At 53.9% G+C, this 16,532-nt stretch carries 15 protein-coding genes; 13 read left to right on the plus strand and 2 right to left on the minus strand.

Going from position 1 to position 16,532, the window contains the following annotated elements; translation table 11 throughout:
- The first annotated feature begins 223 nt into the window (after window positions 1–223).
- From VVR27_RS02840 to VVR27_RS02855, 4 genes are all read left to right on the plus strand, one after another.
- Window positions 224–697: a WhiB family transcriptional regulator gene (locus tag VVR27_RS02840; protein ID WP_368546984.1), complete on the plus strand. Its 474-nt coding sequence runs from the start codon at window positions 224–226 to the stop codon at window positions 695–697.
- Between the two features lie 18 nt (window positions 698–715).
- Complete coding sequence (locus VVR27_RS02845) at window positions 716–982, plus strand: DUF3499 family protein (RefSeq protein ID WP_368546985.1); 267 nt, start codon at window positions 716–718, stop codon at window positions 980–982.
- Between the two features lie 224 nt (window positions 983–1,206).
- Window positions 1,207–2,457 carry an Ig-like domain-containing protein gene (locus tag VVR27_RS02850; RefSeq protein WP_368546986.1) on the plus strand — a complete coding sequence of 417 codons (1,251 nt, stop codon included), beginning with the start codon at window positions 1,207–1,209 and terminating at the stop codon, window positions 2,455–2,457.
- 107 nt (window positions 2,458–2,564) lie between these two features.
- Complete coding sequence (locus VVR27_RS02855; RefSeq protein WP_368546987.1) at window positions 2,565–3,665, plus strand: TIGR01906 family membrane protein; 1,101 nt, start codon at window positions 2,565–2,567, stop codon at window positions 3,663–3,665.
- Window positions 3,666–3,689: 24 nt separating this feature from the next.
- Here the strand turns inward: VVR27_RS02855 and VVR27_RS02860 are convergent, their stop codons facing one another.
- Window positions 3,690–5,270: a dolichyl-phosphate-mannose--protein mannosyltransferase gene (locus tag VVR27_RS02860; protein WP_409349925.1), complete on the minus strand. Its 1,581-nt coding sequence runs from the start codon at window positions 5,268–5,270 to the stop codon at window positions 3,690–3,692.
- Window positions 5,271–5,481: 211 nt separating this feature from the next.
- Here VVR27_RS02860 and VVR27_RS02865 point away from each other — a divergent pair, with 211 nt between their 5' ends.
- From VVR27_RS02865 to VVR27_RS02885, 5 genes are all read left to right on the plus strand, one after another.
- Window positions 5,482–6,441, plus strand: coding sequence for a DUF368 domain-containing protein (locus tag VVR27_RS02865; protein ID WP_368546989.1), 960 nt, complete (start codon window positions 5,482–5,484; stop codon window positions 6,439–6,441).
- Between the two features lie 71 nt (window positions 6,442–6,512).
- Entirely contained in the window at window positions 6,513–7,403 is an 891-nt protein-coding gene (gene rsmI, locus VVR27_RS02870; RefSeq protein ID WP_368546990.1) for a 16S rRNA (cytidine(1402)-2'-O)-methyltransferase, read from the plus strand.
- Window positions 7,404–7,488: 85 nt separating this feature from the next.
- Window positions 7,489–8,568, plus strand: a complete 1,080-nt coding sequence (locus tag VVR27_RS02875) for a TatD family hydrolase (protein ID WP_409349920.1) — start codon at window positions 7,489–7,491, stop codon at window positions 8,566–8,568.
- 111 nt (window positions 8,569–8,679) lie between these two features.
- Entirely contained in the window at window positions 8,680–9,603 is a 924-nt protein-coding gene (locus tag VVR27_RS02880) for a glycosyltransferase family 2 protein (protein ID WP_368546992.1), read from the plus strand.
- Between the two features lie 72 nt (window positions 9,604–9,675).
- Window positions 9,676–9,963 carry a hypothetical protein gene (locus VVR27_RS02885; RefSeq protein ID WP_368546993.1) on the plus strand — a complete coding sequence of 96 codons (288 nt, stop codon included), beginning with the start codon at window positions 9,676–9,678 and terminating at the stop codon, window positions 9,961–9,963.
- Between the two features lie 282 nt (window positions 9,964–10,245).
- Here VVR27_RS02885 and VVR27_RS02890 read toward each other — a convergent pair whose 3' ends face one another.
- Window positions 10,246–11,574, minus strand: a complete 1,329-nt coding sequence (locus VVR27_RS02890) for a glycosyltransferase 87 family protein (RefSeq protein ID WP_368546994.1) — start codon at window positions 11,572–11,574, stop codon at window positions 10,246–10,248.
- 48 nt (window positions 11,575–11,622) lie between these two features.
- On the opposite strand from VVR27_RS02890, the gene rsmA reads away from it, so the two are divergent.
- From rsmA to VVR27_RS02910, 4 genes are all read left to right on the plus strand, one after another.
- Window positions 11,623–12,510 (plus strand): 16S rRNA (adenine(1518)-N(6)/adenine(1519)-N(6))-dimethyltransferase RsmA, encoded by an 888-nt coding sequence (gene rsmA, locus VVR27_RS02895; protein WP_409349921.1) that lies wholly within the window; start codon window positions 11,623–11,625, stop codon window positions 12,508–12,510.
- Entirely contained in the window at window positions 12,510–13,421 is a 912-nt protein-coding gene (locus VVR27_RS02900) for a 4-diphosphocytidyl-2C-methyl-D-erythritol kinase (RefSeq protein WP_368546995.1), read from the plus strand. Before rsmA ends, VVR27_RS02900 begins: the two co-directional genes overlap by 1 nt.
- An 88-nt stretch (window positions 13,422–13,509) precedes the next feature.
- Window positions 13,510–15,294 (plus strand): ABC transporter ATP-binding protein, encoded by a 1,785-nt coding sequence (locus tag VVR27_RS02905; RefSeq protein ID WP_368546996.1) that lies wholly within the window; start codon window positions 13,510–13,512, stop codon window positions 15,292–15,294.
- Between the two features lie 41 nt (window positions 15,295–15,335).
- Window positions 15,336–16,514 carry a glycosyltransferase gene (locus VVR27_RS02910; RefSeq protein WP_368546997.1) on the plus strand — a complete coding sequence of 393 codons (1,179 nt, stop codon included), beginning with the start codon at window positions 15,336–15,338 and terminating at the stop codon, window positions 16,512–16,514.
- The last annotated feature ends 18 nt before the right edge of the window (window positions 16,515–16,532 follow it).

Consider the following 16,532-nt stretch of genomic DNA (forward strand, 5'->3'; position numbering starts at 1 on the left):
ATTTTTAATCTCAGCTTGACGAAAGGGTCATCACACACGTGTAATTAGGTGCAGGGAATTTTTTACGAACAGATATCACGGCGCCTTATTAGCCCCCTTCGGGGAATAAAAAGGCGCTGTAGGCCAGGCTGTTCGGGAAGGCCAAAGCGGCAGTCCGGCGCCCAGTCGCCGGTTTTATATCTACCGCGCATTCAGTCCTGACCGGGATATGAAAGGGAAGACAATGGGCTCTTACAGTCACCAGCCTCACGGCGATGCCGGTGGGCGCACTGCAGGGGTTCAGCACCACAATATGCACTCCGCCCAATACCTTGAACACCAAGCAAGCAACTTTCTTGCCCCCGTTGCAGAACGGGAGCCAGCCCGCACACCCCAGACGGGTTCTGCAGGACCCCACGAGGCTGCGTCCAGTGACGCCGATAACCTGTCACTGTGGCAGCAGGCAGCCGGTATCTACAGCACAGATGGGGACGAAGGCGAGCTCTCGTGGCAAGCTGATGCTCTGTGCGCACAGACTGATCCTGAGGCTTTTTTCCCCGAAAAAGGTGGATCAACTAGGGACGCCAAGCGCGTGTGCAGTGAATGCCCCGTACGTGAGGCCTGCCTAGAATATGCCATGGAAAATGACGAACGCTTCGGCATCTGGGGCGGTCTTTCAGAGCGCGAGCGCCGTCGTCTGCGCAAGCAAGCAATCTAAGAAAGAAGGGCTTGTCATATGGCAACTACTCGCCAGTGCTCGCGCCAGACCTGCCAGCGTGAAGCTATTTTCACGCTCACCTATGCATATTCCAATTCCACGGCTGTCATTGGCCCTCTTTCGGTGCACCGTGAACCGCATGCTTACGACCTGTGTGAATTTCACGCGGACCGTCTGACCGCTCCCCAGGGCTGGGACGTTGTTCGCGTAGCTTCCCCGGTGAGTGCTACACCTGAGCAAGAAGTTCCAACCCAGGCGTCCTACCCGCCGCTTCGCGGTCTGTAAATCACCCTCTTAATGTGGCAGCGGGTCCTTTGTGTGAGCGGAGATCCCACTGGCTCATATGAAACCGTCACCCCGCGTTTACTTGACCTTAATCACAGGTGCGTGACGTGGGCAGGTCACATAACCGACTCTCCAACTATGTCTTTAGTAGTTCACATCAGATAAAATTTGATGAGCACACCAACACACTCGCACCCCCGTTACCTTTAAGGAAGTACGTATTCGTGGAACATCCTCACTCCGGTTTATCTCGCGATGCCTGGACCAGGCGGTCCTTTGTTACCGTGGGCGCCTTAGGTACCGTTACCCTAGCTGCCTGTTCGACATCCTCTGAGAATGCAACTGAGAGCGAGGCTTCACCTAGCACCACTTCCGCCACCCCTTCATCGACCCCTGATAAGGAGTTTGCCGGGACGGTAGAGGTCTACCCTGCTTTGGGTGAGGTAGAAATCAACCCCGTCGAGAAGGTGACTGTAACCAGCCCTGACTCAACCCTGACCGACGTCATTGTCACCACCCCTGAGGGCGCTGAGTTAGCTGGTGAACTTTCAGAAGACGGAAGCACCTGGACTTCCACGGACAACATGCTTTTCCACAGCGACTACACCGTGAGTTGGCAGGCAGCGGATGCTGAAGGAACAGCGGGCGAAGGCGAAAGCACCTTCACAACCGTCACCTCTCCTCACGAAGCAGATGTCATTGTCAACGTTACCGACGGCAGCACCTACGGCATTGGGCGAATTCTTCAGTTCAACTTCTCTGAACCCGTGCTCAACAAGGCCGAGGTGGAAAAGCGAATTAAAATCACCGGCGGTGGCGACCAGGCAGGCAAATTCCGCTGGTACAACGATTACATGGCACGCTACCGTCCCGCTGATAAGTGGGCCACCAACTCAACCATCACCCTTAACATCGATTTGTTTGGGCTGGATATCGGCAACGGCATGATTGGTAATCACAACACCGCCCTGAGTTTCAAGACCTGGAATAAGCGGTACGCACTAGCGGATAACCTCACCAAGACCATCAAGATTTACGTTGATGATGTTCTGGTGCGGGAGAACCCCATCACTCTGGGTAATGCTGAGTGGCCCTCAGTGGTAGGGGAACTGCCTATCATGGAGAAGTCTGAAAGCTACTACTTCAACCCTACTTCTCTTGATCTTGAAGAGGATGATGAACATTATTACGAGCCTTTCTGGGCGTCCTGGACGGCGCGACTGACCAGCGGCGGTGTCTTTGTGCACCAGGCACTACCCACCGCCTGGTCTTCTGTAGGTGTCTACAACGTGTCACACGGCTGCATCGGCATGCTGCCTGAGGATGCAAAATTCTTCTACAACACCTTCGGTGTAGGTGACATCGTGGAAACCGTGAACACCGGCTACCCCCAGGCTGACCCGGATGATGGCTACGGCGACTGGAATATTCCCTTTGAGCACTACAGCGACTCAAGCTGGGTAGGTAACTGGTAGGCCAGCCCTTTAGAGAAGCTCCCGCCCCTCCCGTGGGTGGGAGCTTCTCTGCGCCTGGCTGCATACAGTACAGTGAAGCAAGCACACATCAATCACAGGGGAGCGTCATGACCCAGGGACCAGATCAGAGCCAGAAGCCAGAACGAGAATGGGGCAAACTTTCGCCCGCTATTTCCTCACCCACAGCGGACTCACTTCTATCTGCTCGTCGTAAGGAAAGCATCGTGCCCACAGAGGCACCAGCGCCCGGCACGGAAACTCCCTGGACATCCTCCATGCCCGCGGTGGCAAATCACCGGGCAGACGCCTTAGAAGAGCCCGGGCAGCCAGCTGAGCAAAAAACCACAGCGGCTCTGCCTACTGAAGCCTCAACCGCTGAAGCCCCGACCATCGGTGGCTCTGACTCTGCTCCTCAGCCCCTAGCAGCCTCCGTCGTTACTGCCGAAGAAGCCAGTGTGCGGGCTGAAGCTCGAGAGACTGCTGTGGAAGATCGCCCACGCTGGCTAGCAGCCCGTACCGCACTCATCGCGCTAGCGGTTCCCCTGCTGACCCTCCTAATAGCCGTGCGGCTAATCGCCACTCACGGCTTCCTCTGGGCCGAGTATCACCGCCCGGGGTTCCCCGCTGACAGCTATGGCTTTGACACCCAAGAGCGTCTACGCCTGGGGTCTTACGGTCTGGACTACATCCTCAACTTTGCCCCCCACACCTACCTCTCTGAGATCGAAACCGGGGGAGCTACCGCCTTTTTAGCCTCCGAGATAGAGCACATGACCGACGTAAAACGGGTCATGCTGATAGCACTTACCGCAGGCGCCCTGCTCTTTATCGCTGCTCTATGTGCCAGCCGATCACTACGCACCCGCGCACCCGGTGCCATCAGAAAGAGCCTTTTCACCGGCTCCTGGCTCACCCTGGGCGTACTCGTCGCACTGCTGGTGATCGGGCTCTTGGGCTGGGAACCCCTCTTCACAGCCTTCCACCAGCTTTTCTTCCCTCAGGGCAACTGGCAGTTCCGCATGTCAGATACCCTCATTCGCCTGTACCCACCCCAGTTCTGGGTGGACGCTGCGCTCGCTATCGCGACCCTCACCCTGCTCTTCAGCCTGGTGCTCATGATGCTCACCTGGCCTACCCAAGCCCGTAAGCAACGGGCGCTTGCCCGCCGCGCGCAGCGTCAGGAACTCCAGAGGAAGCTCAGCCAGTAGGGCTACATCGAGATAGTGCTTGCTTTAGATCCAGGCGTCGAACCACATGCGCTGGCGCCACTGGTCATAGGGCACCACCTCAGCGGTCCAAATGGGCCAGAAGTAAACTGAAACGAGGAGCGCGAAGACGGTAAAGAGCCCCACTGTCAGCAGGCCCAGCCGTTTGCGCCGTACGCTATCGCCCGGGCGTCCAAGCGCCAGCCCCAGCACCCCTGCCAGCATCAGAATAAGGTAGGGCTCAAAGGAGAGGGCGTAGAAGAAGAACATGGTCCGCTCTGGGTAAGCGAACCAGGGTAGGTAGCCCACCGCGAAGACTGCCAGCAGGGTACCGAAACGCCAGTCCCTGCGCCACAGCAGGATGAGCAGGGAAAACACCGCAACGATGATGAAGGACCACCAAATCAGTGGGTTGCCAATGTTCAGTACCGCCTGAGAACAGGATTCTACGGTGCAAGCACCCTCACCCATGCTGGAGGATTCGTAGAAGTAACTGGTCGGTCGCCCCAAAATTAACCACTCGGCTGCTGAGGACTGGTAGGTATGAGGCGAGCTGAGACCCGCGTGAAAGCTGAAGGCAGAGCGGTGATACTCCCAGAGGGAACGCAACGAGTCAGGGAGCCAGAGCAGCCCCTCACCCGGATGCTCAGCCGCCCAGTTACGGTAATAGGCGGTGGATGAAACGAACCAGCCGCTCCAGCTGGCTAGGTAGGTCAGCAGACCGGTACCAATAAGAGCAAAGAACGCTAGCACACCGTCCCATAGGAAACCAGACACATACCAGCGCCTCACACCCGCTATACGGCGGGCATTGGCGTCCCAAAAGACGGTAAGCAGACCAAAAATCGCGATGAAAAAGAGAGCGTTCCACTTCACGCCCACTGCCAGACCAGAGCAAATGCCAGCAACCAGGCGCCAGTAGCGCAGGCCCAGAGCAGGGCCGAAACGCATGAAAGAGTCAGTGGGCGCTCCACCGTTGGACGCCGCGTGGGCTGCAATCCGGCGTGCCAGCGCCCGGCGCCCCTGATAACGGTCAAGGAGCAAGGCCACGAAGGCGGCAAGCAGCCAGAACATCAAGAAAATATCGAGCAGGGCAAAACGCGACTGTACAAAGTGAAGACCATCAATACTCAGCAACAAGCCAGCCAGAGTTGCCACGGTGATAGACCTAAACAGTAACCAACCCGCAAGCATCACTAAGCCAATGGAAAGGGTGCCGGTGAGGGCAGCAGCACATCGCCAGCCGAAGGGGTTATCGTCGCCAAAGAGCAGCATGCCCACGGCAATCATCCACTTGCCGACCGGTGGGTGCACCACGTACTCAGCCGAATCCTGAACGCCCGACGGCGCACCGGCAACGAAGGAGTCATTTGCTCCCTCAGCCCAGGTACGCTCATACCCGAAATGTAACAGCGAGTACCCGTCTTTAGCGTAGTAAGTTTCATCGAAAACAATAGCGTTGGGTTCAGCCAGATTCACCAACCTCATCAACCCGGCAAGAAGCAGCACCAGTGCAGGCGCCACCCAACCCCAGGAGGGCAGTGAAACATACTGCACCGCCAAACGCGCTCGTAGGGCTTTTTCTGTAAAAGCGTCGGTGAGCGTCATAACGGCGGTGGGCCGGGCACTATCATTGGTTTTCACCCGTCCTATGCTAGTTGATATCGGGCTGTTTCTGCGGGCAGACCTGCCTCATCGTTTGCGTTATCAGCAGATGAAGCGGTGATATTGCACCCCTTTCCTGGCGCACCCCTGTTGGGCTTTGACCTGCTCCTAGTAGGATAGGCACGTTGAAAATTACACCCTAGGAAAGCAGATAATGAGTCAGCCTGCCGCAAAACCCGCCGCTCAAAAAGACACAGCCCCCTCACAGATCGCTTTAAACCTGGTGCGTGGTGCCCTTATCGGGACGGTAGAAACCGTGCCGGGTGTTTCCGGCGGAACCGTGGCGCTGGTCGTGGGTGTGTATGAGCGTCTCATTAGCTCGGCGTCCTCACTCATGAGCGGGGTCAAAGAAGTAGCGGTGAGCACCGTGCGCAAGGACCCTGCCCAGCGCAGCGCTGGTTATCAGCGGATCAAGAACCTCCCATGGGCACTGCTGCTTGCTATCTTCTTGGGTATGGCCGTAGCCGTTGTATCGATGGCCCATATGATGAGCTACCTGGTTGAGGAGCAGCCGGTACTGACCAGTGCCGCTTTCTTTGGCATGGTGTTAGCTTCCCTCTACGTACCCTTTAGCTTCGCCGGTAAGTGGCGGGGCAGGGACTGGTGCTATGCCCTGATCGCTGCAGGCATCATGTACTTCGTTGTCTCTATGCCACCTGCCGGTGATATGTCTAACCCGCCCTGGTACATCATTATGGGCGCGGCGGCTATCGCTATTGCAGCTCTCGTCTTGCCGGGCCTGTCCGGCTCCTTCCTGTTGCTGAGCTTTGGGCTGTACCAAACTACTATGAACGCTGTGAGCAATTTTGATCTCACCTATATCACTCTTTTTGGGCTGGGCGCAGTTCTGGGACTAGCTACCGTGGTCAAGGGTCTGGAGTGGGTGTTGCAGCATCATCATCATCTCACTCTGGTGGTGCTGACCGGCGTTATGCTGGGTGCACTGCGTGCCCTCTGGCCCTGGAAAACTGACAGCAACGACCTGCTAGTGGTGGGCGATCAGGCTGGTGCCGCGCTTATCTGGTGCCTGGTGGGCTTTGTGCTGGTGGTACTGGTCATTCTTGCAGATAAGATCTTCAACAAACCTAAGGTAGTGCATCAGGAAACGATCTAGGCGCTCTGCTTTCTGCCCACCGACCGGTCTGTCCTCTAGGGGGCAAGCCGGGCGGTGCTAGTCTTAAAACCATGAGTGAACAGCAGAGCACGAGCACCCCCCAGACCGATATAGACCCCATAGTCGGTGCGCTGGTCCTGGGCGGCACCCCTATCGGTAATCTGCAGGATGCTTCCCCGCGCCTGCGTCACGCCATGGCTACTGCCGATGTGATTGCTGTGGAAGATACCCGCACCCTGCGCCGGTTGGCGTCGGGGCTCGATGTGCAGACCCGCGGGCGGGTTCTGGTCAACCATGACCACAATGAGGCTGCACGAGCATCCCAGATTGTCGATGCCGTTGCAGCGGGGCAAACGGTTCTGCTGATGTCTGATGCCGGCATGCCCGCGGTCTCTGACCCCGGCTATGTAGCTGCTGCCGCTGTAGCTGATGCTGGGCTTCCCGTTACCGCCGTGCCTGGTCCATCGGCTGTTGTCACGGCGCTGGCGGTCTCTGGCCTGCCCAGCGGGCGTTTTACCTTTGAGGGCTTTCTGGCACGCAAGGGCTCTGACCGCACCCAAAGGCTCGCAGCCCTGGCTGCAGAAGAGCGCACCATGGTGTTCTACGAGTCTCCCCACCGCCTCGTTGCCACGTTGGCTGATTTCGCTCAAACCTTTGGTGCTCATCGCCGGGCAGCGGTCTGCCGTGAGCTCACCAAACTTCACGAAGAAGTTGCACGCGGCACTCTGACCGAACTGGTTGAGTGGAGCGAATCCAAGCAAATACGTGGTGAAATTGCCATCGTTGTGGAGGGAGCCGAACCTCCTGCTGCCCAAGATGCCGAAAGCCTTACAGAACTCGTCCTTGAACTGGTGGACGGCGGGATACGTCTCAAAGACGCCTGCGCGCAGGTGGCAACAGCTCGGGGAGTCTCTAAACGGGATCTCTACGAGGCAACCCTGGCTGCCCGCGATCACGACTAACCTGCAATTCAACATGGGGCTGGGGGACAGCTCGCTCAAGATGCCCCATCCCTCACCTGCCTACCGTGATACGGAAGAGAAACTTATGTGCACTAGCCACCACACCATGACAGCTGAAGATCTAGCAGAACTAGCAGCGCGCTTTGCCGGTACCCTTCCATCTCAGAATGAGCTGACGGCATCCATCTTTGAAACCACGCTGCCTGTCCCAGAAGGGCAGGTTCCTCCCGCCTATGAACCCGAGCGCTACGCTCTTGCCGGTGAAGAAAGCGGGGAGGGGACGCGTCGCAGATCAGAGCAGGGGCAGGATGGGAGGCGCCGCAATCTTGCGTTTCCCCCGGCGCCCGCACCGCTGCCCTATGCGATTGTTGATAACCACACCCACATGGACTTGCTGGATGGCGAGGTGGCGGTTACTGCCCGGGATGCCTTAGATACCGGTGAAGCACTGGGTATTGGGGCTATTGTGCAGGTGGGCTGCGATGTTCCCAGTTCCCTCTATGCGGTTAGAGCTGCTCACTCTGATGCGCGCGTGCTGGCAGCGGTTGCCCTGCACCCCAATGAGGCACCCAAGCTTGAAGAAGCTGGTCAGCTGGACGCCGCGCTGAACGTAATTGAAAAGCTGGCGCAGGATGATCGGGTACGCGCCATTGGTGAGACTGGTCTAGACTATTTCCGCACCGGTGAGGAGGGGGTGGAGGCACAGCAACGCTCCTTCCGAGAGCATATCCGTATCGCTAAAACCTGCGGCAAGGCTCTGCAGATTCACGATAGGGACGCCCATGAGGACGTAGTGCGTATTCTGAGGGAGGAGGGTGCCCCTGAAACCGTTATTTTCCACTGCTATTCCGGGGATCCTGACCTCGCTGAGATCTGTAATGGTGAAGGCTGGTACATGAGCTTTGCGGGCACGGTGACCTTCAAGAATTCTCAGGGAATTCAAGAGTCACTGAAACTTGCCCGCCGCGATTTGATTTTGGCTGAGACCGATGCACCCTTCTTAACACCGCACCCCTTCCGTGGGCGTCCCAACGCTTCTTACATGACCAACTACACCGTGCGTTTTATGGCGCAGTACCTAGACACTGATCTTGAGGAACTCTGCCGGGACATCCGCGCTAATTCTCTGGATGCTTACGGTAGCTGGGGCGTAGAGGGTTTCTGAAGCCTCTAGAGCTACCTTTTGTAGCGAATTCAGAGGTAGTTGTTGGTATTAGAATGTTCTCATTGGGCGGCCTCTTTAACTGTGCCCCAGTAGAAAAGATGTGGAGAAGCGATGGGTAAAAGTTTCACGCCCCAAGCCAGCATTATCATTCCTGCTTATAACGCAGCTGACACTATTGCTGATCAACTTGATGCTCTTTGTCAGCAGGTTGATGCACCAGAATTTGAAGTGATTGTTGCTGATAACGGTTCAACCGATAATCTTCGGGGCGCTGTTGAACCCTTTAAGCAGAAACTCAACGTGCGGGTCATTGATGCCTCGGCCAAAAAGGGTCAATCCTTTGCGCGTAACTTAGCTGTGTGGGAAGCGCAAACGAATTTTATTCTTAGTTGCGATGCTGACGATATTGTGGGTGAGCACTGGGTCAATAAAATTTACCAGCATATTTCAACGTCTGACTGCCAAGTCGCGACACCAACCGCTGTTTTTTACCCGCACCTGGGGGAGACCGGGCCTCATAAATATTCTGGCAATATCCCCACTGAACCTCATATTTCCTTGGGTTATAAGATTTTTGCCCCAACCAGCTCTACTGGCTATCGTCGTTCAACTTTTATTGAAATAGGTGGAATGGACGAAACCTATAACCGGGGGTGCGAGGACATCGATTTTTCCTGGCGCATGGTTGAGTCGGGGCGTAGCCTCGTATGGGAACAAGAAGCCGTACTGTTTTATAGAGCTCGGAATGAAGAAAAAGACCTTTTCGTGCAGTTCTTTCGATACGCTCGTGAAGATATTCTTTTGTGGAAGAGACTGAAAGACCGTGGTGTCCATCTGCCCACCTTTTCTTTTGCAAAGGTTTGTAAAAGAGCCCTTGCTGTTCTTCGACGGTATCCAAAAAAGCACACCAGAGGGGACCTTATTGACTACGCAAAGAGAATTGGTACCCTAAGCGGCTATGTTCAATACAGAATTCTTAGACAAAAAAGCAAACCGATATTTTTGCAGGAAAGTATTTCTACCATTAGTGAGTAAGAAATTTAAGATTGACTGATTCAAGAATAGTCTCCCGCCGCGTCATATCTCTGGCCGACTCCGAAAGAATAAATGGGTTTCTTCGTCAGCCTTCAGGGGGAAGCTTCGAAGTCTTTCAAGCTGTTGACGGAAGGAAGGGCGAAGGGCTTGAATCCAGATGAAACAATTCTGCTAGCGATGCCCTTCAGTTCTAAAGACCAAAGAAACTATTTTAGTCATGACGAGAATGCTTGCCAGCAAAGCTTTATTTCAAAGGATTTAGTTAATCGGAAGTACAAACTGGCGTCCTATGACGGTACCGCCTGGGGTACGGGTCTTTATCTTATGAGTAAAAAATCTGCCACTAAATATATTGAGTGAGTGAAGGATCTGGGCAGGACTTATTGGGTAGCTGATGACTGGGCTTACATTTCCAGCAAGTGTGATTTTTCTATGAAAGTAGTGCGCCCCAATCTAGCGTCCTGGGAGGGGGCAAGCAGCGTCCAGAGTGAAGAGAAGGATCCTGGGAGTCCAAGAGCCGTGACCCTCATTGGAAAAGTAAGGGAGCGGGTAGGAATAAGGACTCGCCTTTACCGCTTCCGGAGCAGACTTGCGGCTACCGCTTTCGATCTAGCAGAAATGCTCTCGCCTAGACGGTAAATGTTATTTCTTCATGAGTCGAACTGGCACCGCTAGGTAGGCAACAGCCCAGGCCACGGGCAGGGCATGCATGAGGCCAAGGGCGAGCGGCCATTCGCCGGTACCCCAGTTGTGCCCACCAAACCAGATGGCGAAGGGCAGAGCAAAAATAAGGGCGCCGCTTGCTGCCAGGTAGAGGTAGGTTCGGTCAGATGACCGCCAGCCATAAACGGCAGCAAAGAGCACGAAGGTAACCAGCCAGACCCAGTGATGGGTCCACGAAATGGGGGAGAGCAGAAGCCCCAGCACCGCCACAGCGCTCACAGCTCCCACCGTCTGCCCCAGGGCATGCAGCTTCTTGCACGCCCAGTAGGTAAGCATCAGCACTGTCAGGGCTGATGCCGCGAAGAGGGCGGTTGCCGCCGGGGCCGGGAGAATCATGGACCAGCTACCTAGCAGGTTGTAGTTCAGCGCTCCGGTGATACTGCCGACCCTGTCGGACTCAAAGATTTTCTCGGTGAAGAATTCGAGGGCATGGTGGGGCATAACGGCGAAACTTAGCGCGATGCCTGCCAGCCCGGTACCGATAAAGCGCGCCAGAGACTTCCAATCCTTCGTTGCTAGGAAGTACAGAGCGAAAATTGCGGGGGTTAGCTTAATGCTGGCGGCTAGCGCCATAAGTACGCCGTGCCAGCGGGTGCCGCGCAGGTAGATTGCGTCGGTGAGAATCAGTAACACCAGAAAGAGATTGATCTGCCCCAGCTCCATATTGAAGCTGATGGGGAAAAATTTAAGAAAAAGCGGTGTCAGCCAGAGCCCGCTTGCCAGCGCCACCCGTCTGCTGACGTCCAGCCCGCGCAGAGTGAGGTAACTGACCAGCACCAGAGCAACCACATTGAGCACCAGGAAGGCTGGACCAGCAGCCTGAGCGTTAGTGAGTAAGACAAAGGGTGCAAAAATTAGCGCAGCCAACGGTGGGTAGGTGAAACCGTAAATTTCTTCTGGAGGAAGAGCCCAGTTGTAAAGATTACCGGTGGTCAGCCAACTCTTGACCGCACCGTAGTAGACGTTCAGGTCAAAGAAAACCCGGGGCTCCATCTTCTCGTTCCACAGAAAGGGGTAGAGGCTAATAACCGTCAGCAGAAGCCCCGTCACTATTGCCACGTTGCTGGTCAACCCAGAGCTGAGTGCGGCATAGGATGCACCTGTGTGCTGAGATGCGGTGGTCTGTGAGGTTGATGTTGCGGAGCGAGGGCGCATGACCGTCCTGGTAGTGGCTGGGGTAGTACAAGAGAAGAGTCTACCGTCCGGGCAAATCTTGCCCAGACGCTCACCTGCTGGTGACTTGGTCACTATGAGGCTAGCTCCCTCTTTGAGCCACCTGGCATATAGACTGGTGGGGTGACTGAAGAACCTGCACCCACCACTCAAAACCTGCTCGGCGCCCAAGAAATCCGTGAACTGGCCGATATGCTCGGTATCCGCCCCACCAAAACCCTGGGGCAGAATTTCGTGATTGACCCCAACACCATTCGCCGTATCATCGCTACCGCTAAAATTAGCCCTGATGAAACGGTGGTTGAGGTTGGCCCTGGGCTGGGGTCTTTGACTCTGGGCATCCTGGATGCCGCTAAAGACATGGTGGCTGTGGAGATAGATCCGCCTCTGGCAGAACAACTCCCTGCAACAATTGCCAAGATGCGCCCGGGCTCAGAAGCACGTATTGATGTCGTGCTGTCGGATGCCATGAAGGTCACCGAACTGCCTAGAACCCCCGGCGCGCTGGTAGCTAACCTGCCCTATAACGTAGCGGTTCCCGTCCTCTTACACATGTTTGCGCAGTTCCCTTCTATTGAGCATGCTTTGGTGATGGTGCAGGACGAGGTCGCTGACCGCCTGGCCGCCAAGCCCGGTTCTAAGATTTACGGGGTGCCCAGCGTTAAGGCCAACTGGTTCGCTGAGGTCTCCAAAGCGGGAGTGATAGGCACTAACGTCTTCTGGCCAGCTCCTAAAATCAAATCAGGTCTAGTTGCCTTTGAACGCCGCGCAGAGCTGCTTTCTGACCTACCGCGGGAAGAGGTCTTTGCCATTATTGACGCCGCATTCGCTCAGCGTCGTAAGACCCTGCGCGCCGCCCTGTCTACCTGGGCAGGTTCAGGTGCCCGCGCCGGCTCTATTCTTGAAGCTGCGGGTATTGACCCTCAGCTACGCGGTGAAAAGCTGGATATTCACGACTTCATTAAGATTGCTGAAGCTGCCCGTACGGTGCCGGCGGTAGGAGAAGCCTAATGTCTGTATCGGTCAAGGCCACCGCTCCGGGCAAGGTCAACCTGTATTTTGCGGTCGGCCCTCTTAAATCTGATGGGTACCACGATGTCGCGTCTCTTTATGCTGCGGTGGACATTCTAGAAACAGTTACTCTGACGGAAACCGATGCTCCTGGGATTAGTCAGTCGATGAGTGTTGCTCCCGGTTCACCGGTGGCTCAGCAGATGGAGTTAGGCGCTTTTGACCCCTCCGTAGTGCCTCTGGACCACACTAATCTTGCCTACCGCGGTGCTGCTGTGGTGCTGGATGAAGCTGGGCTGAGCCCGGCTGATGTCTGCCTGAAACTGCACATTGAAAAGGCGGTGCCCGTTGCCGGTGGTATGGGCGGCGGTTCGGCTGATGCCGCAGCGGCTATGAAAGCGATGAACTCTTACCTGGCGCAAACTGGCAGGCTTTCACAAAAGCTACCGCACAACCGGTTGTTACAACTTGCAGCTCCACTGGGGGCAGATGTCCCCTTCGCCCTGTTGGGTGGGCTAGCTGTTGGGCAGGGCATCGGTGACCGCCTCCAAGCAATTCCCTTACCCGAGGGCGTTGAGCCGCTTCGTTTTGGTTTTGTGCCAGCGGTCTCTGGCCTGTCAACGCCTGCAGTTTTTCGTGAGCTGGACGCCGGCAGGGAGAGCGGCCGCTACCCTTCCCCCGACGAAAACTTGCAGGTGCCACAGCAGCTTATTGCTACTCTGACATCACCGGCTCCGCTGACCGAGCGCTTGCCTTTTATTTCTAGTCTTTTGCGCAATGATCTTGCTGCTCCCGCTCTCAGCCTGCTCCCTGAATTGGAGCAAACCCTGGCAGTGACAGCAGAAGACCCAGGTGTAACGGCATGTTTTGTCTCCGGCTCAGGCCCTACGGTCGCCTATATCTCACAGTGAGTTAGCTGAAAGAACCTGCAGTCTAACCCTGAGGCGTGGGTAGAATGAGAGCTGTTCTTTTCAGATTGCAGTGACTGTGTAGGGAATTATGCTCAGCAATATTCGCAACCTTTTTTATCTGGTTGATTTCCCGGTGAAAACCAAATTGGCGTTATCGGTGATCGGCGCCTTCATCGTTTCCCTGCTTGAAATATTTGGTGTAGCTGCAACCTATCCGCTCATCTTGCTGGTTTCAGGGCAAAGTATTGAAAACGGACCCCTAGCCACTCTTGCTCAGCTTCTGGGAACCACTGATAGGCAACGCCTAATTGCACTTACCGGAATAATAGTTGTATCTGCATTTATCGGAAAATCATTGTTTACTATTGGCTTCCGATGGTGGCAAAGCGGTTTTGTCAACAAAATGGAACTGTCCGCAAGAGTAAATCTGCTGGGCCTTTACCTAGACTCTCCCTACCCGGACCACAAGAAACGAGAACTCTCCAAAATCCATACCAACCTCGTGACATCAATGGCTCAGGCCTATCGAATGAGTATCTTTGGAGGGTTGAGCCTGCTGACAAACCTCATGACGATCACCCTCATGCTCATCATTGTTTTCATTCTCTCACCACAGGTTGCACTTATTGCTGTACCTATTTTTGGTGCCGTAGGGTATGCCATTCCCGCTCTTTCTAAAAGACGGCTGGAAAAAATTAGCCATGAAATGACAAAGGCTGATCAAATCTCCTGGTTCTCATCAATGCCAGCTTTATCAGCTTTCCGAGAGATGCGATTGTTCTCCGTGGGAAATCAGTTTGTGCAGAAATATAAGCGCGGCGTTGAAATGAGCGCTAAAGCCCAACGCCAACAGGGTCTGGTCAACGAGCTACCTAAAAACATTATGGAAATCGTTTTTATTGTTAGCATTGCGTCCCTGGCAGTCTTTATGTTTTCTACCCGGGACCAAGCAGAAGCAATTGCAACTATGGGCGTTTTCAGTGTGGCCGCTGTACGTCTTATGCCAGCCATTAACTCAGCTATGGCCTCTCTTAACGTTGTAAGATCTGGGACTGCTGGTGTGCTCCTTCTCAACAGAGAAATTGAGTACTTCAAGGGTATTTCACGGTATTCAGCACTACCTTCTTCGAACACTGTTTTCACCGGCGATGTTGATGTTCAAGGGGTTAGCTTCCAATATGACCCGGCAGCTGAACCGGTCTTAAAGAATATCTCTATCTCAATCCCCGCAAACAAAACGGTAGCTTTTGTAGGGTCTAGCGGGTCCGGAAAATCAACCCTAGTTGATATTATTCTGGGAATGCTCACACCCACCCAGGGGTCTGTCACCTGTGGCGGAATCCCCATAAGCGCCGACCTCAAGGCGTGGCAACAGCAACTGGGTGTCGTGCCGCAAAGTGTTTATGTGCTACCAGGGAATCTCAAGGAGAACGTTGCTTTTGGTTTACCCGAGACTGACATCGATGATGCACAGGTAATCTCTGCTTTAGCTTATGCTGAGCTGAATGAACTAGTCGATAGCCTGCCGAACGGCATTACAGAAGACTTAGGGCAGGACGGCGGCAGGTTATCTGGCGGGCAGCGTCAGCGACTGGGGATTGCCCGCGCGCTGTATCGCACCCCCAAATTACTGGTTTTAGATGAGGCTACATCAGCTCTAGATAATAAGACCGAGCATAAAATCACGCAGACTATCGAAGGTTTAGCTGGTGAAATGACGATCGTGATGGTGGCTCACCGCCTGTCTACTATCAAAAAAGCAGACATTATTTACTATATGAAAAATGGTGAAGTGGTGAACCAGGGAAGCTTCGAAGAACTTTCTGAGCTGAACCCTGAATTCAAAGAACTTGTAGAGCTAGGTAAACTGTAGGCCAGATTTTTTCTATGAGTAGATGCACGGGAAACTAGCGGATGACGAATAATAGGACAATCTATTTTTTAGTAGATGAATTTCCGAGGTTTGGTGGAGCTGAGACTGTGACGGACAGATTGGCATCGGAGCTTACGGAAAGAGGTGAGCGTGTAGTTGTACTTGCCAAAACCTCCGGCATGAAGCTACCCAGGGAGGGCGCATACACAGTTGAATATTGGTCTCCTTTCTCTTTTGCTCTAAAGCAGTCGGTTCTTAGGCAAATTTCATTGAGGCAAGTTCCTCGTGGGCTTTTCCTGTTTGCTCTTAAGAAATCTGGTTTCCTTAATAAATTTGTTGATGTTTCTGCGGCGATAATTATTAAAAAGAAAATTCGTCGGTGGAATTCTTCTGACATAATTATATCTACTCGGGCAGATATTCTGCTGCAGTTAATATCTTCTCCTGCATTTGATATTGAGGGTAAACCTCTGATAATAAATCAATTTCACACGTCCTTAAACCCTCTTGGTGAATATGGCGCCTTTATCGAAGAGGCAAGGCGTTCTCTGAAATTAATTGATGGTTTTACTGTGCTGAGCAAAAATTGCAGGAACAGTTTTATAAACGATTGGTGCATTCCTACTCTCGTTCTGGCTAATCCTAATCCGCCGCTCAACAAATTTTCTATTTCATCTTTTGAAAAGAGAATTGTTATAGCCGCTCGTTTAGTTGAGAGCAAGCAGGTAGATATTGCTATTAAGGCCTTTTCCCGTTTTGTCCAAGACCCGCTCTATGAAGATTGGTGCCTGGAAATCTTCGGTGATGGAAGTGAACGTCATGCCCTAGAAAGTATGGTCGAGAATTTAGGTGTGGAAAAATCAGTTTTTTTCAGAGGTCAAGCCAGAACACCCGAGGAAATTTTTTCGAGGGCCAGCATTCATCTCATGACATCAAGATTTGAAGGGCGTGCAATGGTTATTCAAGAAGCTGCGTGTTTTGGAATACCAAGTATCGCTTTCGATGTAAGCGGTGGGACACACGAATTGGTCAAGTCTTTGGACGGAGTTCTGGTTCAGCCAGGAGACTCCGAGCAGCTGCTATCTGAACTAAAGAAAATGGCGGTCAATAGACTCCAGCTCGAGCAAAATTCGTTGCAGGTCAGGTCAAAGGCTAACCAATATGACCCATCAACAATAGTAGATACTTTTTTGCGGTGGGTTGAGGAAATTCAGCATTAGGTTTCAAAAGGTTGTTTG

Source organism: Rothia sp. LK2492 (genome assembly GCF_040946345.1).
Taxonomy (GTDB): Bacteria; Actinomycetota; Actinomycetes; order Actinomycetales; family Micrococcaceae; genus Rothia; species Rothia endophytica.